Below are 16,909 nucleotides of genomic sequence, written 5' to 3'. Positions count from 1 at the left end.
CGTCGCCCGCCGCCCCCCGCGGGCGACGGGCGGCCGGCTCCGGCTTGACCTTGACACGGTGACAAGCCCTTCACTGGGCCGGAGGAGGTGGTCCCCATGACCGAGGCGGCACAGGACACGCACACGCGGCGGGCGCTGCGGGGGCTGGAGCACGACGACGCGTCGGTCCGGCTGCGGGTGGCGCTGGAGATCGGCTCGTCCCCGGACCCGGCGTTCGTCGGCCCGCTCGTCGGACGGTGCGCGGTCGAGCCCGATTTCTCGGTCCGCGAGATGCTGACCTGGGCGCTCACCCGTCACGCGGCGTCGGCGACGGTCCCGGCGCTGCTCGACGCGGTGCGCTCGGGCCCGGCTCGGGCGCGGAGCCAGGCACTGCACACGCTGTCCAAGATCGGGGACCGCCGGGCCTGGCCCGCGCTCACCCCGGCGCTGCTGTCCGACGTGGACGACGAGGTGGCCCGCAGCGCCTGGCGGGCGGCGGTGGTGCTCGTGCCCGAGGGCGAGGAAGGGGAGCTGGCCGCGGGGTTGGCGACGCAGCTCGGGCGCGGGGGGACCGAGCTGCGGCTGAGCCTCAGCCGGGCGCTGATCGCGCTCGGACCGGCGATGGAGCCGGTGCTGGACGCCGCGGTGAGCGCTCCCGACCCGGGGGTGCGCGAGCACGCCATCGCCACGCGGCGGCTGTGGCTGGACCCGGACGCCGGGTTCGCGTACGCCGTCGAGGAGGCGAAGCGCGTCGTCGCCCTGGGCGGGGCGGGCGGGACCGGCGCGGCCGGTGACCCTTCCGGCGGGAGGGACGCGACCGGTGACCCGGCCGACACCGGCGGGGCGGGCGGTGACGGCGGGCCCGGCGAGCGGGTCGCTTCCGACGGGGCGTCATGCGGCGGGGCGGTGGCCTCGCGTGGGACGGTGACGTCAGGCGAGCCGGGCGCGTCCGGCGGGGAGGAGCGGTAGGCGGTGCTGATCGGTGAGGTGGCGCGGCGGTCCGGGGTCAGCGCGCGGATGCTCCGGCACTACGAGTCGCTCGGGCTCGTCCGGCCGACCGACCGCACCGCCTCCGGTTACCGCGCCTACTCCGGCGAGGACATCCGGCGCGTCTTCCACATCGAGAGCCTGCGGACGCTGGGGCTGTCGCTCGCTGACGTCCGCCGGGCCCTCGACGACCCGGACTTCGCCCCGGCGGAGCTGGTCGACGACCTCATCCGCCGTACCCGGGAACGCCTCGCGGCGGAGACGGAACTGCTCACCCGGCTCCGTCGCATCGGCGCCGCGGAACCCGCCGGCTGGGAGGACGTCCTGCGGACCGTCGCGCTGCTCCAGGCACTGCGCTCGCGGAGTCCGGGGGCACGGCAGCGGGCCGCGCTGTCGGCGGTGGAGGGTGTCCCCGTACCGGTGGAGGCGCTGGTCGAGGCGGTACTGAACGAGGCGGACCCGCATGTCGCCGGCGCGCTGCGCTGGGCTCTGGCCCAGTCGGGCACCGAGGCGGCGGCCCTGCTGGCGGAGGGGCTCGACTCCCCCGCGCCCGAGGCGCGCCGCCGTGCCGTCCGGGCGCTCACGGAGCTGCCGTACGAGGCGGCGACCGACGTGCTGCGGGACGCGCTCGCCCACCCGGACGCGGTGGTCCGCGGGCACGCGGCCCCGGCCCTCGGCGCCCGGGGCGTGGCCGACGCGATCCCGGTCCTCATCGGCCTGGCCGTCGAGGAGGGCAACGACGTCGACGCGGCCGACGCGCTCGGGGCGCTGGCGGCCGACCCCGCGCTGGCCGAGCGGATCGCCGACGGGCTCGTCGGCCGCCTCGCCGACGGCACGCTCGGGCCGGCCGCCCGCCGCCGGCTGGCGCAGGCGCTCGCGGAGATCCCCGGGGAGACGGCGTCACGCGCCCTGGCCGGTCTGTCCCACGACGCGGACCGCGGCGTGGCCGTGACGGCGGCCTACGTCCTCACCCTGCGCGACACCGACCGGTAGCCCGGCGCGGCCCGGACCGGCACGGAACCGGGGGCGGGGCGGCACGGAGCCGGGGGCGGCGGCGGAGGACGAGGACGGCTGACGCCGCCGGGCGGGCGGGAGGCACCGCGGCGATCCGGTGTCCGGGCCCGGCGGATCCGCCGGGCGCTCCGCCCGGGGCCGGGTCCCTCGTTGTGATGATCTCGGAACCGGCGAGGGGTCGGCGGCGGGGGGCGTCACGGCCGGCCGGAACGCCTGTCGAGGCTGGTGAGCGGGCGTTTCGGCCGTCCCGCCCCGCCCCGGCGCCCGAGACCGCCGACCGGAACGCCACGTGGCGCGGCGATTACGCTTCGCGGTCATGCGGGCTGGGTCGGATGTGCGCGGCAACCGCTCCGTCAGGGGGACCGGAGCGGTGCTCGTCGTGCTGCTGGCCGCGCTCGTACACCTCCTCGGGTGCGCGCACGGACCGACGCCGGGCCCCGCCCCGCGGGCGGACGCCCTGGCCGCCGCCCCGGCGGCCCCCGGTGGCCTCCTGCCGCCGGAGCCCCCGAGGGCGGAGGCGGCGGGGCACGGCGCCCCGGCCTCCGGGACCTGGTCCCCGTGCGGGGACGCGGACCAGCCGACGGTCCGGGGACCGCGCGAGCCGGAGCCGGCCGGCGCCGGGCTCTCCGCCGCCCCGGCCGCCGGCGCCCCGGCCGTCCTCTCCCCCGCCGCTCCGGGGCACCCGTCCGGCCCGGCGCGGGCGGCGGCACCGGACGCGGGGCGGACCCGGGCCGGGCTCGGGGTGTGGCGGACCTGAAAGGACGTCGCCGCGAGGCCCGCGTCCGTACGGGCCGTACGGCGACCACTCCTCTCCCGCCGCCCCTCGCCACCCCACCGGCCGGCCGCCCGTCCGGCGCCGGCCGCAGGAGAAGCACGTCATGAACCACCTCACCGCCGCGCCGCCGCCCGCTCCCGCGCAGGTGCCCGCCGCCGCCGTGCGACACCCCCTGCGCTCCGCCGCCGGCCTCGTCGGCGATACCCCCGTCCTGTGGATCGGCGGGCCCTTCACCGCCTCCGGACGCGGTTTCTGGGCCAAGCTGGAGGGCCACAACCCCGGCGGGATCAAGGACCGCACCGCCCTGCACATGGTCCGGGCCGCCCGCGCACGCGGCGACCTCGTGCCCGGCGCCCGCATCGTCGAGTCGACCTCCGGCACCCTCGGCCTCGGGCTGGCCCTGGCCGGCGCCGTCCACGGGCACCCGGTCACCGTCGTCACCGACCCCGGCCTGGAACCGCTGATGACCGGGCTGCTCACCGCCCACGGCGCCGGCATCGACGTCGTCACCGCCCCGCACCCCGACGGCGGCTGGCAGGAGGCGCGCCGCCGGCGCGTCACGGAACTCCTCGCCGCCCACCCCGGCGCCTGGTGCCCCGACCAGTACGACAACCCCGACAACGTCGCCGCGTACGCCCCGCTCGCCCGCGAACTCGTCGCCCAACTCGGCCGCGTCGACACGCTGGTCGTCTCCGTCGGCACCGGCGGCCACTCGGCGGGCGTCGGCGGTGTGCTGCGCGGCCACTTCCCCCACCTGCGCGTGGTCGGCGTCGACACCACCGGCTCGACCATCTTCGGCCAGCCCGCCGCCCCGCGCCTGATGCGCGGCCTCGGCTCCAGCGTCTTCCCCCGCAACGTCGCCTACGGCCTCTTCGACGAGGTCCACTGGGTCGCCGCGCCCGAGGCCGTCTGGGCCGCGCGGCACCTGGCCCGCCACCACTACGCCACCGGCGGCTGGAGCGTCGGCGCCGTCGCCCTGGCCGCCCGCTGGCTGGCCCGCACCCTCCCGGCGGACAACCGGATCGTCGCCGTCTTCCCCGACGGTCCGCAACGCTACGTCGGCACCGTCTTCGACGATCCGTACTGCCACCGCAACGGGCTCCTCGGCCGCCCGCCCGCCGACGACCCCGACGAGATCACCGACGGCCGGGACCGCGCCGTCGCCCGCTGGACCCGCTGCACCCGTGTCACCGACCCCCTGGCCCGGCCCGGCCGCCACGATCTCGCGGGAGCGGCCCGGTGAAGCACCTGTGGCGGCAGACCCACTCCTTCTCCCCCGGCGCGCGGCTGCTGATGGCCAACCAGTTCGGCATCAACCTCGCCTTCTACATGCTCATGCCCTACCTGGCGGCGCACCTGTCCGGCGGGCTCGGCCTCGCCGCCTGGGCCGTGGGACTCGTCCTGGGCGTACGGAACTTCTCCCAGCAGGGTCTGTTCCTCATCGGCGGCACCCTCGCCGACCGCCTCGGCTACAAGATCCCCATCATGACCGGCTGCCTCCTGCGCACCCTCGGCTTCGCTCTGCTGGGCTGGGTCGACAGCCTCCCCGCGCTCGTCGCCGCCTCCGCCGCCACCGGGTTCGCGGGCGCGTTGTTCAACCCGGCCGTGCGCGCCTACCTCGCCGCGGAGGCCGGTGAGCGCCGCGTGGACGCCTTCGCCACCTTCAACGTGTACTACCAGGCGGGCATGCTGCTCGGCCCGCTCGTCGGACTCGCCCTGCTGGCCGCCGACTTCCGGCTGGTGTGCACCGTCGCCGCGGCGATCTTCGCCGTCCTCGCCCTGCTGCAGGGCCGCGCGCTGCCCGCGCACCGGCGGGAGAACGGCGCCGCCCGGCCGGAGAGCGTGACCGCGCAGTGGCGCGGCGTCGTCGGCAACCGGCCGTTCCTCCTCTTCTCCGCCGCCATGATCGGCTCCTACGTCCTCACCTTCCAGGTCTACCTGGCGCTGCCGCTCGCCGCGGCCGACGCCCTCGGCAGCCGGGCCACGGCGGTCACCAGCGGGCTCTTCGTGCTCTCCGCCGCGGTGGCCGTCACGGGCCAACTCCGGCTGACCGGCTGGGCGAAGTGCCGCTGGCGGCCCGCGCAGGCCCTCGTCCGCGGGCTGGCGACGATGGGACTCGCCTTCGTCCCCCTCGCCCTCAGCCCCCGCGATCTGCGCGCGGCCGTGCTGGTCTCGCTGATGGCGGCGGTGGTCCTGCTCGCGGCCGGCTCCGCGATCGTCTACCCGTTCGAGATGGACACCGTCGTCGCCCTGTCCGGAAACCGTCTGGTCGCCACCCACTACGGCCTCTACCACACCGTCTCCGGGCTCGGCATCACGCTCGGCAACCTCGCCACCGGCGCGCTGTGGGACTACGCCGGCCGGCACGGGGCGGCCTGGCTGACCTGGGCGGCGCTCACCGCGACCGGGACGGCCTGCGCGGCGGCGGTCGCCGCCCTCGCCCGGACGGGCCGCCTCACCGCGCCGGCGCCGGTGCCCGTCGCGGCGTAGGCGCCGGTCCCCGGGCGGCCCGCGAGGGGCCGGGCCGCCCGGCACGGTCCGCGGCGGCCCCGTTCGGGACGGGTCCGGAGTGTTCGGCGGTGGCATCCGGCCATCCCCGAAACTCGCGTGTCGCCGGCGGACTCCCTTGCTATCGTGCGCCGATGCCTTCGATCAAGCAGGTCCAGATCACGTTCGACTGTGCGGAGCCCGAGCGCGTCGCCCGCTTCTGGTGCGAAGTGCTGGGGTACGTCGTCCCGCCGCCGCCGGAGGGGTTCGCCACGTGGGAGGAGTTCGAGCGCTCGCTGCCTCCCGAGCGGCGCGGCGCCTCCTTCGCCTGCTCCGATCCCTCCGGGGCGGGCCCGCGCCTGTACTTCCAGCGCGTGCCGGAGGGCAAGGTCGTCAAGAACCGGGTGCACCTCGACGTGCGGGCCGGCACCGGGCTGGTCGGCGAGGAGCGCCTCGCCACGCTCAAGGCCGAGTGCGAGCGGCTGACCGCGCTCGGCGCGGTGTGCGTGCGCGTGCTGGAGGCCGACGAGGAGAACGAGTCGTGCATCGTGATGCAGGACGTCGAGGGCAACGAGTTCTGCCTCGACTGAGCCTCCGGTCCGCCACGGCGCCCGCGGGCCCGTGAGTCCGGCCCGGTCCGGGCGGGCGGAGGCGGTGTCCGCGAGAGGCCGACTGCGCGGCGTGCGGGGTACGTCGCCCGGGACCCGGCCACCCCTGCCCGGCGTGCGCCGGGCGGTGCCTCCGGGAGGCGGCTCCTACCCGGGCGTGCGGAGGGCCGTGTCCAGGAGGCGGATCAGTTGGCCGACGCGGCCGCCGCCGTCCGGTGCCGCCGGGAAGCGTTTCAGCACGTCGGCGACGGCCGGTGTGGCGTGGCGCGCCGCCCGTTCCAGGTGGCCGGTGCCCACGCCCCGGTCGTCGCCCCGGGCGAGTTCGGCGGCCCTCGCGGCATGGGCGGCGGCTCCGAGGATGTGCTTGACCTGGGTGGACTTCGCCAGCGGGTGCAGGTAGGCGGCGGCCGCCGCGGACATCGCCGCCCAGGCCGCCTCCCGGCCGGCCGCCGTGTGCGTCGACCCGGCCGCCTTGAGGGCCGCCGCCGCCGTGTCGCGCAACGGTTTGCCACGCGCGCCGCCACGGGCGAACTCCCAGGCGGTGGCGACGGCTTCGCGAGGCCGCGGGTCGTCGGGCCGCTCGGCCTCGAACAGGGGCAGCGCGGGCTCGGCGCACGCCGCGGCGAACGCGGTGACGTCACGGAGGTCCTGGGTGCCGAGCATGACCTCCTGAGGTTCTCCTGTCATGGGCCCATCATCGCTGCCGAGCGGGCATCGGCGCCGGGCCGGGCACCCGGGGCGGCCCGGAGAGGGGCCGCCGGAAACGCGATTGCGACGAGGGGGGACACACCGTACAGTCCATCGCGGCGAGTAAGCCTTGCCTAAGTCGCTGTTTCGGGGGCCTGTTTCCACTCCACCACGTCCGCCAGTGCGCCGGGGCGGGTGAGCCCGCGCCTCCCGTGTCCGGAACCGTGGAGTCCATCCGTTGTCCCCCCGCCAGAAGCCCGCGAAGACCGCGGAACCGCCGAAGTCCAGCCGGTTCGCGAAGCTCGCCGGGGTGTTGCCCGACCTCTCGCCCTGGCGGTCCTCCCGCGACTTCCGGCTCCTGTGGGGACAAGGGCTGATCACGTACTTCGGAAGCGTCATGGCGCTGATCGCGCTCCCGCTCCAGATCAAGGAACTGACCGGATCGCCCCTCGCCGTGGGGGCGATGGGCGCCGTCGAGCTGGTGCCGCTGGTCGTGTTCGGGCTCTACGGCGGCGCGCTCGCGGACGCCGTGGACCGCCGCAAGGTGATCGCGCTGACCGAGGCGGGGCTCGGGCTGCTGGCGGTCGTCCTGCTGGTGAACGCGATGCTGCCGCAGCCGCTGCTGTGGCCGCTGTACGTCGTGGCGGGGTGCGTGGCCGCCCTCGCCGGGCTGCAACGGCCCGCGCTGGACTCGCTGCTGGTCCGGATCGTCCCGCACGACCAGCTCGCCGCGGCCGCCGCGCTGAACGCCCTGCGCTGGCAGGCCGGCGCCATCCTCGGGCCCGCCGCGGCCGGACTGGTCGTCGCCTACGGGGGCAACGTCCCCGCGTACGGGACCACCGTCGTCTGTTTCGTCGTCTCGGTGGCGATGTGCCTCCGGCTCGCCCCCGCGCCGCCCGCCGAGAACGCCGGGCGGCCCTCCTTGCGGGGCATCGCCCAGGGAGCCGCCTACGCCTGGTCGCGCCCGGTCCTGCTGGGCACCTACGCCGTGGACCTCGCGGCGATGTTCTTCGCCTTCCCGAACACGATCTTCCCGTTCCTCGCCCAGGAACTGGACGCCGAGTGGTCGCTGGGCCTCATGTACGCCGCCGGGTCGGTCGGTTCGCTGCTGGTCAGCCTGACCAGCGGCTGGGTCTCCCGCACCCGGCGCCACGGGCGGCTGGTCGTCTTCGGCGCCGCCGTGTGGGGGCTGGCCATCGCGGCGGCGGGCTGGACCGGGAACGTCGGCCTGGTGCTGGTCTGCCTGGGCGTGGCCGGGGCGGGCGACATGCTGAGCGGACTGGGCCGTTCGACGATCTGGAACCAGACCATCCCCGAGGAACTGCGCGGCCGGCTGGCCGGCATCGAGGTCCTCTCCTACAGCGTCGGCCCGCAGCTCGGGCAGGTCCGGGCGGGAGCGATGGCCGGCTGGACCGGGGTCCGGCCGGCCGTCTGGACCGGCGGTCTCGCCTGTGTCGCCTCCGTCGGCCTGCTCGCCGTCGCGCTGCCCAGACTGCTCACCTACGACGCGCGCACCGACGCGGACGCCCTGCGCCGCGCCGCCCGCAGCGCCCCGGCCGAGGCGTAGCGGCCGGCCGGCGGCCACGGTGCGGGTCGGCACCCCGCCCACACCAGGGTGGCGACACCCCGCCCCCACCCACCCCACGCCCCTGCCGGCGGCGGGACGTTCGCCGTCTCGGCCGTGGTGTTCCGCTAGGCCGTCTCCTCGGCGGGCTCCGGGGCGTTCACCGGGCGGGCCGCGCGCCCGCGCCTCGTACGGGCCCGTACGACCGCACTCTCGCACCTGGAGTGACGCCATGACCGTCGCCGTCGTCCTGTTCACCTCGGACCTGCGTCTGCACGACCATCCGCCGCTGCGTGCCGCGTTGCGGGCGGCGGACGAGGTGGTGCCGCTGTTCGTGCTCGACCCGGGGATCCACGCGGCGGGCTTCGACGCGCCCAACCGGCGGGCGTTCCTCGCGGACTGCCTGGGCGATCTCGACGCCTCGCTGCGCCGGCGCGGCGGGCGGCTGGTGGTCCGTTCGGGTCCGGTCGAGCGGGAGGTGCGCGCGGTCGCCGTCGAGTGCGGGGCGGGCGAGGTGCACCTCGCCGCGGGCGTCACCGCGTACGCCCACCGGCGTGAGGAACGGCTCCGCGAGGCGCTCGGCGGGAGCGGCGTGGCGCTGCGCGTGCACGAGGCGGTCGTCACCGCCGTCGCGCCGGGCGCGGTGACGCCCGCGGGCTCCGATCACTTCGCCGTGTTCACGCCGTACTTCCGCCGCTGGTCGGACGAGACGCTGCGCGATCCGCTGCCCGCCCCGCGCACCGTACGGGTGCCCGAGGGGGTGGTGGGCGGGCCGCTGCCCGCGCGGGAGCGGGTGTCCGGTGTCTCGGCGGGGGTGCCGGCGGGCGGGGAGAGCGCCGGGCGGGAGCGGTTCTCACGGTGGTCGCGCTCGGGCCTGGACCGGTACGGGGACCGGCACGACGATCTGGCGGGCGACGGCACCTCCCGGCTCTCGCCCTACCTCCACTTCGGCGCGCTCTCGCCGGTGGACCTGGTGCGGCGGGCCCGGGAGCGCGGCGGGCCGGGCGCGGAGGCGTTCGTGCGCCAGGTGTGCTGGCGGGACTTCCACCACCAGGTGCTTGCCGCGCGGCCCGAGTCGTCGGTGGCGGACTATCGCACCCGGCGGGACCGCTGGCGCGGCGAGGGGGACGCGGCCGAGGACGTCGCCGCGTGGCGCGAGGGCCGTACGGGCTACCCCGTCGTCGACGCCGGGATGCGCCAGTTGCGCCACGAGGGCTGGATGCACAACCGGGCCCGCCTGCTGGTGGCGAGCTTCCTGACCAAGACGCTCTACGTGGACTGGCGGATCGGCGCCCGGCACTTCCTGGACCTGCTGGTGGACGGCGACGTCGTCAACAACCAGCTCAACTGGCAGTGGGTCGCCGGCACCGGCACGGACACCCGTCCGAACCGGGTCCTCAACCCGGTGGTCCAGGGCCGGAGGTTCGACCCCGACGGGACCTACGTACGGCGCTGGGTGCCCGAGTTGGCCGGGGTGGAGGGGCGGGCGGTGCACGAGCCGTGGAAGCTCCCCGAGGAGCGGCGGGCGGCCCTCGGGTACCCGGCCCCGCTCGTCGACCTCGCCGACGGGCTGGCCCGTTTCCGGCACGCCCGGGGCCGCGACTGACCGGGGGCCGTCGGGCCGCCCCCGCGTTCGACCGGCACCGGCGCCGCCCGCCTGGTCGCGGAGATCGGGGGCCTGTTTGTCACGGCCGCTCGCCGGGGGCGCCCCGCACGCCACGCCGCGGCCATGCACGATCACGGTGCCGGCCGGGGCCGCCCTCACCGGCCGGGGCGTCGACGTGGTGCCGGGCTCCGAGGGGCACCTCTCCCCCGTACCCGCGCGAGCGGCGGCACGACGGCCGCTGTGCGTGGTGGCCGGGCCGGGCTCGCCCGCCGGGGGCGAGCCCGCTCGGCCTCCTGTCCGCTCTGCCGCACGTGGTGGTCGGCACCGCGCGGCAGGTCGTCGCGTGCGCGGTGCCCAGGCAGCACGGGGCGGGCCGGGTCAGAGCCAGGGGCCCAGCGCGGGTGCGGGGGTGCCGTCGGCGGCCAGCGGGCCGGTGTCCCGTCCGGTGAGGTAGGCGGCGAGGGCGGGCAGTTCCGCGGTGACGAGGGCGGCCTCGCCGTCGCCGGGCAGGTCCCAGCCGGCCCCGCCGGCCGGACGGCGCAGGGCGACGGCCGGGCCGCCGGCGGCGGAGCGCTTGGCCACGACGTCGTCGCACAGGGCGGCGAGGAAGTCGTCCGGCAGGTCGGCGAAGGAGACGCCGGCCGCCAGGTCGACGGCGTGCACGCACACCTCGCGGGCGCGCATCCAGGGCACCTCGGTGGCGGGTACGGTCCGGCCCTGCGCGGTGACGACCTCGGTCCGCCACTGCCGTTCGTCGAGTCCGTCCATCCCCCTCTCCAGTGCCTCGGCGCTCTCGCGCAGCCACGCGGTGAGCGCGGCGGCGGACAGCGCGCGGCCCCGCGCGATGCCGGCGGCGCGTTCCTCGGGCGAGGCGTACATCGGGGTGGGTTCGCCGGTGGCGGCCCAGTGGACCAGGCGGGACAGCGCCTCGGCGTTGGCGGCGACGTGGGCCGCCACGTGGGCGCGGCTCCAGCCGGGCAGGGGGCCGGACTCGGCGTAGGCGGTGTCGTCGAGGCCGGCCGCGGCCCGCAGCACCAGCGAGGTGCCGAGGGCGGTCCAGCGGCGGGCGTCGTCGAAGGTGCGGGCCATCAGGCGGACTTCTCCGCCACGACCCGGTTCTCCAGGCGGCCGATGCCCTCGATCTCGGTGACGACCACTTCGCCGCCGGTGAGGTAGCGGGCCGGGGTGCGGGCATGGCCGACACCGCCGGGGGTGCCGGTGGCGATGATGTCGCCGGGGTGGAGGCGGGTGACGGTGGAGACGTACTCGACCAGGTCGACGGGGTCGAAGAGCAGGTCGCCGGTGGTGTCGGACTGCATGACCTCGCCGTCGACGGTGAGGCGGACGTCGAGGGCGGGGCGGACGCCGCCGGGCAGTTCGTCGGGGGTGACGAGGCAGGGGCCGACGGGCGTGGAGGAGTCCCACATCTTGCCCTGGAGCCATTCGCGGGTGCGGAACTGCCAGTCGCGGCAGGTGATGTCGTTCAGGACGGTGAAGCCGGCGATCGCCCGAGCGGCCTCCTCGCCCCGGGCGCGGCGCACCGGCCGGCCGATGACGACGGCCAGTTCGACCTCCCAGTCGAAGGCGCCGGTCTCCTCGGGGCGCTGGATGTCGTCGGTGGCGCCGATCAGCGAGTCGGCGAACTTCGCGAAGAGGGTGGGGTGTTCGGGCAGGTCCCGGCCCATCTCCTGGATGTGGTTGCGGTAGTTGAGGCCGACGCAGACCACCTTCGACGGGCTGGGGACGAGGGGCGCGAAGTCGGCTCCGGCCGCGGGGTAGGTGCGCGCGTCGCCGGCGGTGACCGCCGCCGCGTGCTCGGCCCAGTCGTCGCGGGCCAGGAGCGCGCCCAGGTCGGCGGCGCCGAGGTCGACCAGGAGGTCGCCGTCGAGCCGGACGGCGCGGGTGGTGCCGCCGGTGCGGAGGGTGGCGAGCTTCATCGGGGGGTTCCTTCCACGTGGGTGCGGTTCAGCCGCAGGGCTTCGAAGATCGGGGCGTCGCCGAACCGGAACAGGTCCAGCGCGCCGGAGTCGGAGTCGTCGGGACCGGCCTCGGAGCGCACGGACAGCGGCTGCCAGGACGGGACGACGAACAGGTCGCCGCGCGTCACGGACCAGGAGGTCTCGCCGACGGTGACGGTGCCGGAGCCGTCGAAGACCTGGTAGACCGACGAGCCGGTCTCGCGCACCGGCGCGGTCTCGGCCCCCCGGGCGATGCGGTGCACCTCGGCCCGGATGGTGGGCAGCACGTCGGCGCCGGTGGCCGGGTCGGTGAAGCGGACGGCGGCGTGGCCGGGCTCCACGGTGCCGGCGTGGCCCTCCGCCTCCAGGGCGAGCTGGTCGGCGAGGGCGCGGTCGGTGTGCTCCCAGCGGTAGGCGAGCAGCGGCGAGCCGGCGCCGGTGGTGCCCTGGGAGACCGGGCGCAGCCCGGGGTGGCCCCAGAGGCGCTCGGAGCGGGAGCGGTCGGGGGTGGTGCGCTCGTCGTCGCCGAGTTCGTCGCGGCCGAACTCGAAGAACTGGGCTTCGCAGGCGTACTGGAACGGGATGTCCAGGCCGTCGATCCAGGCCATCGGCTCGGCGGTGGCGTTGTGGTGGGCGTGCCAGTTCCAGCCGGCCTGGGGCAGGAAGTCGCCGCGCCGCATGGCCACCGGGTCGCGTCCGACGACGGTCCACACGCCCTCGCCCTCCACGACGAAGCGGAAGGCGTGCTGGGTGTGCCGGTGCTCGGGGGCGTCCTCCCCGGGCATGAGGTACTGGATCGCCGCCCACAGGGTGGGGGTGGCGAACGGCCGGCCGCCTAGGGAGGGGTTGGCCAGCGCGATGGCGCGGCGTTCGCCGCCGCGGCCGACGGGGACCAGATCGCCGGCGCGGGCCGCCAGTTCCCGCAGCCGCCGCCAGCGCCACAGGTGCGGCAGGGCGCGCGAGCGCGGGTGGGCGGGCATCAGGTCGCCGATCTCGGTCCACAGCGGTACGAGGAGTTCCTGTTCGAAGCCCCGGTACAGCTCCTCGAGTGCCGGGGTGACCTCGGGTTGCCCCTGCGCGGAGACGGCCTGGAGCCGGACCGGGGAACCCGTGCCGATGTCGTGGGCGAGGGAGGTGTCAGTCACGCTCCCAGCCTGGGCCTTATCCTCAGGAAGAACACGAGGATTCTGGAAAGCAGAATCCCGGGTCGCCGGGGAGAGGTCCGGGCGGCTCGTTCCGGGAAGGGCCGCGCCATGGACAAACCGCTCAAGACGCCGCCGCCGTACCCGATCGCCAGCGTGGACCACGCGCTGCGCGCGGCGACGATCCTCCAGATGGAGGGCGGGGCGACCGTCTCGCAGCTCGCCGAGCGGCTGGGGGTGGCCCGCTCGACCGCGCACCGGGTGCTGGCGATGCTGGTCTACCGGGACTTCGCCGTGCAGGGCGAGGACCGCGTCTACCGGGCGGGGCCGGTGCTGGAACTGGCGGCGCACTCCCAGTCGCTGGTGTCCCGGCTGCGGGCGGCGGCCCTGCCCCATCTGCACCGGGTCGTGGACCTGCTGGACGAGACCGCGAGCCTGATCGTGCGGACCGGGGACACGGCCCGCTTCATCGCCAGCGTCGAGAGCCGGCAGACGCTGCGGGTCGGCTCCCGGGAGGGGATGGTGTTCCCGGCCCACCGCACGACGGCGGGGCTGCTGCTGCTCGCCGACCTCCCGGACGAGGAACTGGAGGAGGTCTACTTCGAGGACCGCTACCGCGACCGTCCGGCGGAGCGGCCGGACCTGGCCCGGCTGCGGACGGAACTGAGGCGGCTGCGGCGCAACGGGTTCGCCGTGAACCGGGAGCGTTCCGAACGCGGGCTGGTGGCCGTCGGGGTCCTGGTGCGCGACGCGGACGGCGCCGCGCTGGCCGGCCTCTCGCTCTCGATGCCGAGCGTGCGCTACGACCCGCACCACCTCCAGGCCCTGGTCGCCGCCCTCGACACCGCGGCCCGCGCCCTGGAGCGGGACCTGGCCGGACAGGGGTGAGTCCCGGCCCGCGGCGCGACGGACGGGCGCGCGACACCGGCGGGTGTGCCGGCTTCGCGTTCACCTTCGGCGTCCCCGCCGCGCCCGGCGGCCCGCCGGCCTCGGCGGCCGGTGCCGGTCGTGGGCGGTGTCAGTGGTGGGCGGTGTCAGTGGTGGGCGGTGACGTCCGTCACGAGCCGGTCGCACTCCTCGCGGGCTCGATCTGTCGTCCGCGAGGATGCCCACGGCACCCCCGCGGACGACCGACGGCAAACCGCCCGGTGGCCCCCCGCGCGAACCGGCCGACGCGCCGGCGGCACTCGGCGGCGCGCCGCTCGCGCCGCGCCGCGCCGAACGGGCGGACGGACGGGGCGGGCCATGGTCACTCCGGCCGTGCCTCGCGCCCGGCCGCCAGGGTCAGGGCGATGTCGACGATCATGTCCTCCTGCCCGCCCACCAGCCGGCGCCGGCCGCACTCCATGAGGATGTCGCGGACGTCGACCCCGTACCGGCCGGCGGCGGCCTCCGCGTGGCGGAGGAAGGACGAGTAGACCCCCGCGTATCCGAGGGTGAGCGTCTCCCGGTCGACGCGCACCGCGCGGTCCTGGAGGGGCCGCACCAGGTCGTCGGCGGCGTCCTGGAGCCGGAACACATCGCAGCCGTGCTCGAATCCGGACAGGTCGGCGACGGCCACGAACGCCTCCAGCGGGCAGTTGCCCGCACCCGCGCCGTGGCCGGCGAGCGAGGCGTCGACGCGGCGGACGCCGTTCTCCACGGCGACGACGGAGTTGGCGACCGACAGCGACAGGTTCTCGTGGGCGTGGATGCCGATCTCGGTCCCGGCGTCCAGGACGTCCCGGTAGGCGCGGACCCGGTCGGCCACGTCCCGCATGGTGAGCCGGCCGCCGGAGTCGGTGACGTACACGCAGTGGGCGCCGTAGGACTCCATCAGCTTGGCCTGCCGGGCCAGTTCCTCCGGCGGGGCCATGTGGGAGAGCATCAGGAAACCGGCGACGTCCATGCCGAGGTCCCGGGCCGCGGCGATGTGCTGGGCGGAGATGTCGGCCTCGGTGCAGTGCGTGGCGATCCGCACGGAGCGCACCCCGCGGTCGTGGGCCCTGCGCAGGTCTTGGAGGGTGCCGACGCCCGGCAGCAACAGCGTGGTCAGACGGGCGCGCTTGAGCACCGAGGCGGCGGCCTCGATCCACTCTCCGTCGGTGTGCGAGCCGGGTCCGTAGGTGACGGACCCGCCGGCGAGTCCGTCGCCGTGCGCCACCTCGATGGCGTCGACACCGGCCTCGTCGAGCGCGGTGACGATGCGCCGGACGTCGTCCGGGGTGATCCGGTGGCGTACGGCGTGCATGCCGTCCCGCAGTGTGACGTCCTGGATGAAGACCGGGATGCCCATCAGTGGCCTGCCTTTCGCGCCGCGAGGCGCTCCGCGACCCGCAGGGCGGCGGAGGTCATGATGTCGAGGTTGCCGGCGTAGGCCGGGAGGTAGTGCGCGGCACCCTCCACCTCCAGGAAGACCGACACCTGGTGGGTGGGGCGGGTCGCGCCGTCGGCGAGGAGGGTGTCCGCCGGGTGGTCCGCGGGGATCTCGGTGATCTGCACCTCCTGCTTGAGCCGGTAGCCGGGCACGTACGCGGCGACGTCGGCGGTCATCGCCTCCACCGAGCGCTTGATCTCCTCCCGGACGTCCGGGTCGGGCGCGGTGACCAGGCAGAAGACCGTGTCGCGCATGATGAGCGGCGGTTCCGCCGGGTTGAGGATGATGATCGCCTTGCCGCGGCGGGCGCCGCCGACCCGCTCGATGGCCGCCGAGGTCGTCTCGGTGAACTCGTCGATGTTGGCGCGGGTGCCGGGGCCGGCGGACTTCGAGGCGATGGACGCGACGATCTCCGCGTACTCCACGGGCACGACGCGGCCGACCGCGGCGACGACCGGGATCGTGGCCTGGCCGCCGCAGGTGACCATGTTGACGTTCGGGGCGTCGAGGTGCTCGTCGAGGTTGACGGCGGGCACGACGTAGGGTCCGATCGCGGCCGGGGTGAGGTCGATCAGCCGTTTGCCGAACGGGGCCAGCCGCGCGGCGTTGGCCGTGTGGGCCGCGGCCGAGGTCGCGTCGAAGACGATGTCGATCTCGTCGAATCCGGGGAGCCCGATCAGCCCGTCCACGCCCTCGTGGGTCACCGGGACGCCGAGCCGGGAGGCGCGGGCCAGACCGTCGGAGGCGGGGTCGATGCCCACCATGGCGCCCATCTGCAGGTGCCCGGCACCGCGCAGCACCTTGATCATCAGGTCGGTGCCGATGTTCCCGGACCCGATGATGGCTGCCTTCGTCGCGCTCATGCCGCCTCCCCCGTCCCGAAGCGGACGGTCACGGAGCCGAAGCCGGAGAGCGTGGCGGTGACGGTGTCGCCCGGGGAGACCGGGTGCATGGGGCCGAGCGCGCCGGACAGGACGACGTCCCCCGCGCGCAGCGGCTCGCCGAAGGCGCGGGCGGTGCGGGCCAGCCAGGCGACGGCGGCGAGGGGGTCGCCCAGGCAGGCGGCGCCGGTGCCGGTGGAGACCTCCGTGCCGTTGACGTTCATCGACATGACGACGTCCGCCGGCTCGGTCTCGGCCAGGGTGCGCCGGTCGGTCCCCAGGACGTAGGCGCCGGCGGAGGCGTTGTCGGCCACGGTGTCGGCGAGGCTGATGTCCCAGTCGGCGATGCGGCTGCCGCAGATCTCCAGCGCGGCGACGCCGTACCCGACGGCGTCGCGGACCTGCTCGGTGTCCAGCGGCCCGTCGGCCAGGCCGGCGCGGAGCACGAACGCGACCTCCGCCTCGACGCGCGGCTGGAGCACGCTCCCGGCGGGGACGGTGGCGCCGTCGGTGTGGGCCATGTCGTCGAAGAGGACGCCGAAGTCGGGCTGGTCGACGCCGAGCTGGCGCTGCACCGCCTCGGAGGTCAGGCCGATCTTGCGGCCGGTGGTCCGGGCGCCCGCGGCGAGCCGGCGCTCGGTCAGCGCCGCCTGGACGGCGTACGCGGCGGCGAGGTCGTCGCGGCCGATGAGGTCGCGCACGGGCGGGCGCGGCACCCCGGAGGCGGACGCCTCGGCGAGCCGCGCGACCGCGGCGGCGATGGCGGAGTTGCTCGCGGAGGCGAGCGCTTCGTTGTCGGTCACGGTGTCACTGTGTGCCCGGTTCACCGGCCGGAACCAGCGATTCGTCTCGCTCAGCGATACGC

16 protein-coding genes are annotated in these 16,909 nt (G+C 76.1%); 9 read left to right on the top strand and 7 right to left on the bottom strand.

All coding sequences use genetic code 11. From position 1 onward, the window contains the following. The first annotated feature begins 96 nt into the window (after positions 1 to 96). The 6 genes from VM636_RS26650 (at position 97) to VM636_RS26625 (ending at position 5,832) form a co-directional block, all read left to right on the top strand. Positions 97 to 948 carry a HEAT repeat domain-containing protein gene (locus VM636_RS26650; protein ID WP_078856237.1) on the top strand — a complete coding sequence of 284 codons (852 nt, stop codon included), beginning with the start codon at positions 97 to 99 and terminating at the stop codon, positions 946 to 948. 3 nt (positions 949 to 951) lie between these two features. After that, positions 952 to 1,959, top strand: coding sequence for a HEAT repeat domain-containing protein (locus tag VM636_RS26645; protein ID WP_338485888.1), 1,008 nt, complete (start codon positions 952 to 954; stop codon positions 1,957 to 1,959). A gap of 337 nt (positions 1,960 to 2,296) precedes the next feature. Next, positions 2,297 to 2,737, top strand: coding sequence for a hypothetical protein (locus VM636_RS26640; protein ID WP_158786542.1), 441 nt, complete (start codon positions 2,297 to 2,299; stop codon positions 2,735 to 2,737). 121 nt (positions 2,738 to 2,858) lie between these two features. Beyond that, on the top strand, positions 2,859 to 3,998 hold the full coding sequence (locus VM636_RS26635; RefSeq protein WP_338485887.1) for a PLP-dependent cysteine synthase family protein: 1,140 nt from the start codon (positions 2,859 to 2,861) through the stop codon (positions 3,996 to 3,998). After that, positions 3,995 to 5,245: an MFS transporter gene (locus VM636_RS26630; protein ID WP_338485886.1), complete on the top strand. Its 1,251-nt coding sequence runs from the start codon at positions 3,995 to 3,997 to the stop codon at positions 5,243 to 5,245. The genes VM636_RS26635 and VM636_RS26630 overlap by 4 nt, the downstream gene beginning before the upstream one ends. A gap of 152 nt (positions 5,246 to 5,397) precedes the next feature. Then, entirely contained in the window at positions 5,398 to 5,832 is a 435-nt protein-coding gene (locus VM636_RS26625; RefSeq protein WP_030422843.1) for a VOC family protein, read from the top strand. 165 nt (positions 5,833 to 5,997) lie between these two features. Here VM636_RS26625 and VM636_RS26620 read toward each other — a convergent pair whose 3' ends face one another. After that, positions 5,998 to 6,537, bottom strand: coding sequence for a putative immunity protein (locus VM636_RS26620; protein ID WP_338485885.1), 540 nt, complete (start codon positions 6,535 to 6,537; stop codon positions 5,998 to 6,000). A 310-nt stretch (positions 6,538 to 6,847) separates the two neighbouring features. Here VM636_RS26620 and VM636_RS26615 point away from each other — a divergent pair, with 310 nt between their 5' ends. Both VM636_RS26615 and VM636_RS26610 read left to right on the top strand, forming a co-directional pair. After that, entirely contained in the window at positions 6,848 to 8,104 is a 1,257-nt protein-coding gene (locus VM636_RS26615) for an MFS transporter (protein ID WP_030422841.1), read from the top strand. Positions 8,105 to 8,333: 229 nt separating this feature from the next. Next, on the top strand, positions 8,334 to 9,707 hold the full coding sequence (locus VM636_RS26610) for a deoxyribodipyrimidine photo-lyase (RefSeq protein WP_030422840.1): 1,374 nt from the start codon (positions 8,334 to 8,336) through the stop codon (positions 9,705 to 9,707). A 378-nt stretch (positions 9,708 to 10,085) separates the two neighbouring features. Here VM636_RS26610 and VM636_RS26605 read toward each other — a convergent pair whose 3' ends face one another. The 3 genes from VM636_RS26605 to VM636_RS26595 are packed head-to-tail and all read right to left on the bottom strand — an operon-like array spanning position 10,086 to position 12,810. After that, positions 10,086 to 10,796: a maleylpyruvate isomerase family mycothiol-dependent enzyme gene (locus VM636_RS26605; protein WP_030422839.1), complete on the bottom strand. Its 711-nt coding sequence runs from the start codon at positions 10,794 to 10,796 to the stop codon at positions 10,086 to 10,088. After that, positions 10,796 to 11,644 (bottom strand): fumarylacetoacetate hydrolase family protein, encoded by an 849-nt coding sequence (locus VM636_RS26600; protein WP_030422838.1) that lies wholly within the window; start codon positions 11,642 to 11,644, stop codon positions 10,796 to 10,798. Before VM636_RS26600 ends, VM636_RS26605 begins: the two co-directional genes overlap by 1 nt. Next, on the bottom strand, positions 11,641 to 12,810 hold the full coding sequence (locus tag VM636_RS26595) for a cupin domain-containing protein (protein ID WP_030422837.1): 1,170 nt from the start codon (positions 12,808 to 12,810) through the stop codon (positions 11,641 to 11,643). The genes VM636_RS26600 and VM636_RS26595 overlap by 4 nt, the downstream gene beginning before the upstream one ends. A 108-nt stretch (positions 12,811 to 12,918) precedes the next feature. On the opposite strand from VM636_RS26595, the gene VM636_RS26590 reads away from it, so the two are divergent. Continuing rightward, complete coding sequence (locus VM636_RS26590; RefSeq protein WP_030422836.1) at positions 12,919 to 13,695, top strand: IclR family transcriptional regulator; 777 nt, start codon at positions 12,919 to 12,921, stop codon at positions 13,693 to 13,695. Positions 13,696 to 14,056: 361 nt separating this feature from the next. Here VM636_RS26590 and dmpG read toward each other — a convergent pair whose 3' ends face one another. From dmpG to VM636_RS26575, 3 genes are read right to left on the bottom strand one after another with little or no spacing between them, the layout of a single operon-like run. After that, positions 14,057 to 15,082 carry a 4-hydroxy-2-oxovalerate aldolase gene (dmpG, locus tag VM636_RS26585; protein ID WP_030422835.1) on the bottom strand — a complete coding sequence of 342 codons (1,026 nt, stop codon included), beginning with the start codon at positions 15,080 to 15,082 and terminating at the stop codon, positions 14,057 to 14,059. After that, on the bottom strand, positions 15,082 to 16,026 hold the full coding sequence (locus tag VM636_RS26580) for an acetaldehyde dehydrogenase (acetylating) (protein ID WP_030422834.1): 945 nt from the start codon (positions 16,024 to 16,026) through the stop codon (positions 15,082 to 15,084). The genes dmpG and VM636_RS26580 overlap by 1 nt, the downstream gene beginning before the upstream one ends. Then, positions 16,023 to 16,847 (bottom strand): fumarylacetoacetate hydrolase family protein, encoded by an 825-nt coding sequence (locus VM636_RS26575; RefSeq protein WP_030422833.1) that lies wholly within the window; start codon positions 16,845 to 16,847, stop codon positions 16,023 to 16,025. The genes VM636_RS26580 and VM636_RS26575 overlap by 4 nt, the downstream gene beginning before the upstream one ends. Positions 16,848 to 16,909: the final 62 nt, after the last annotated feature.

Origin of the sequence: Streptomyces sp. SCSIO 75703 (assembly GCF_036607905.1) — a bacterium.
In the GTDB taxonomy this organism is placed as follows: domain Bacteria; phylum Actinomycetota; class Actinomycetes; order Streptomycetales; family Streptomycetaceae; genus Streptomyces.
This window is presented reverse-complemented; position numbering and strand designations above follow the sequence as displayed.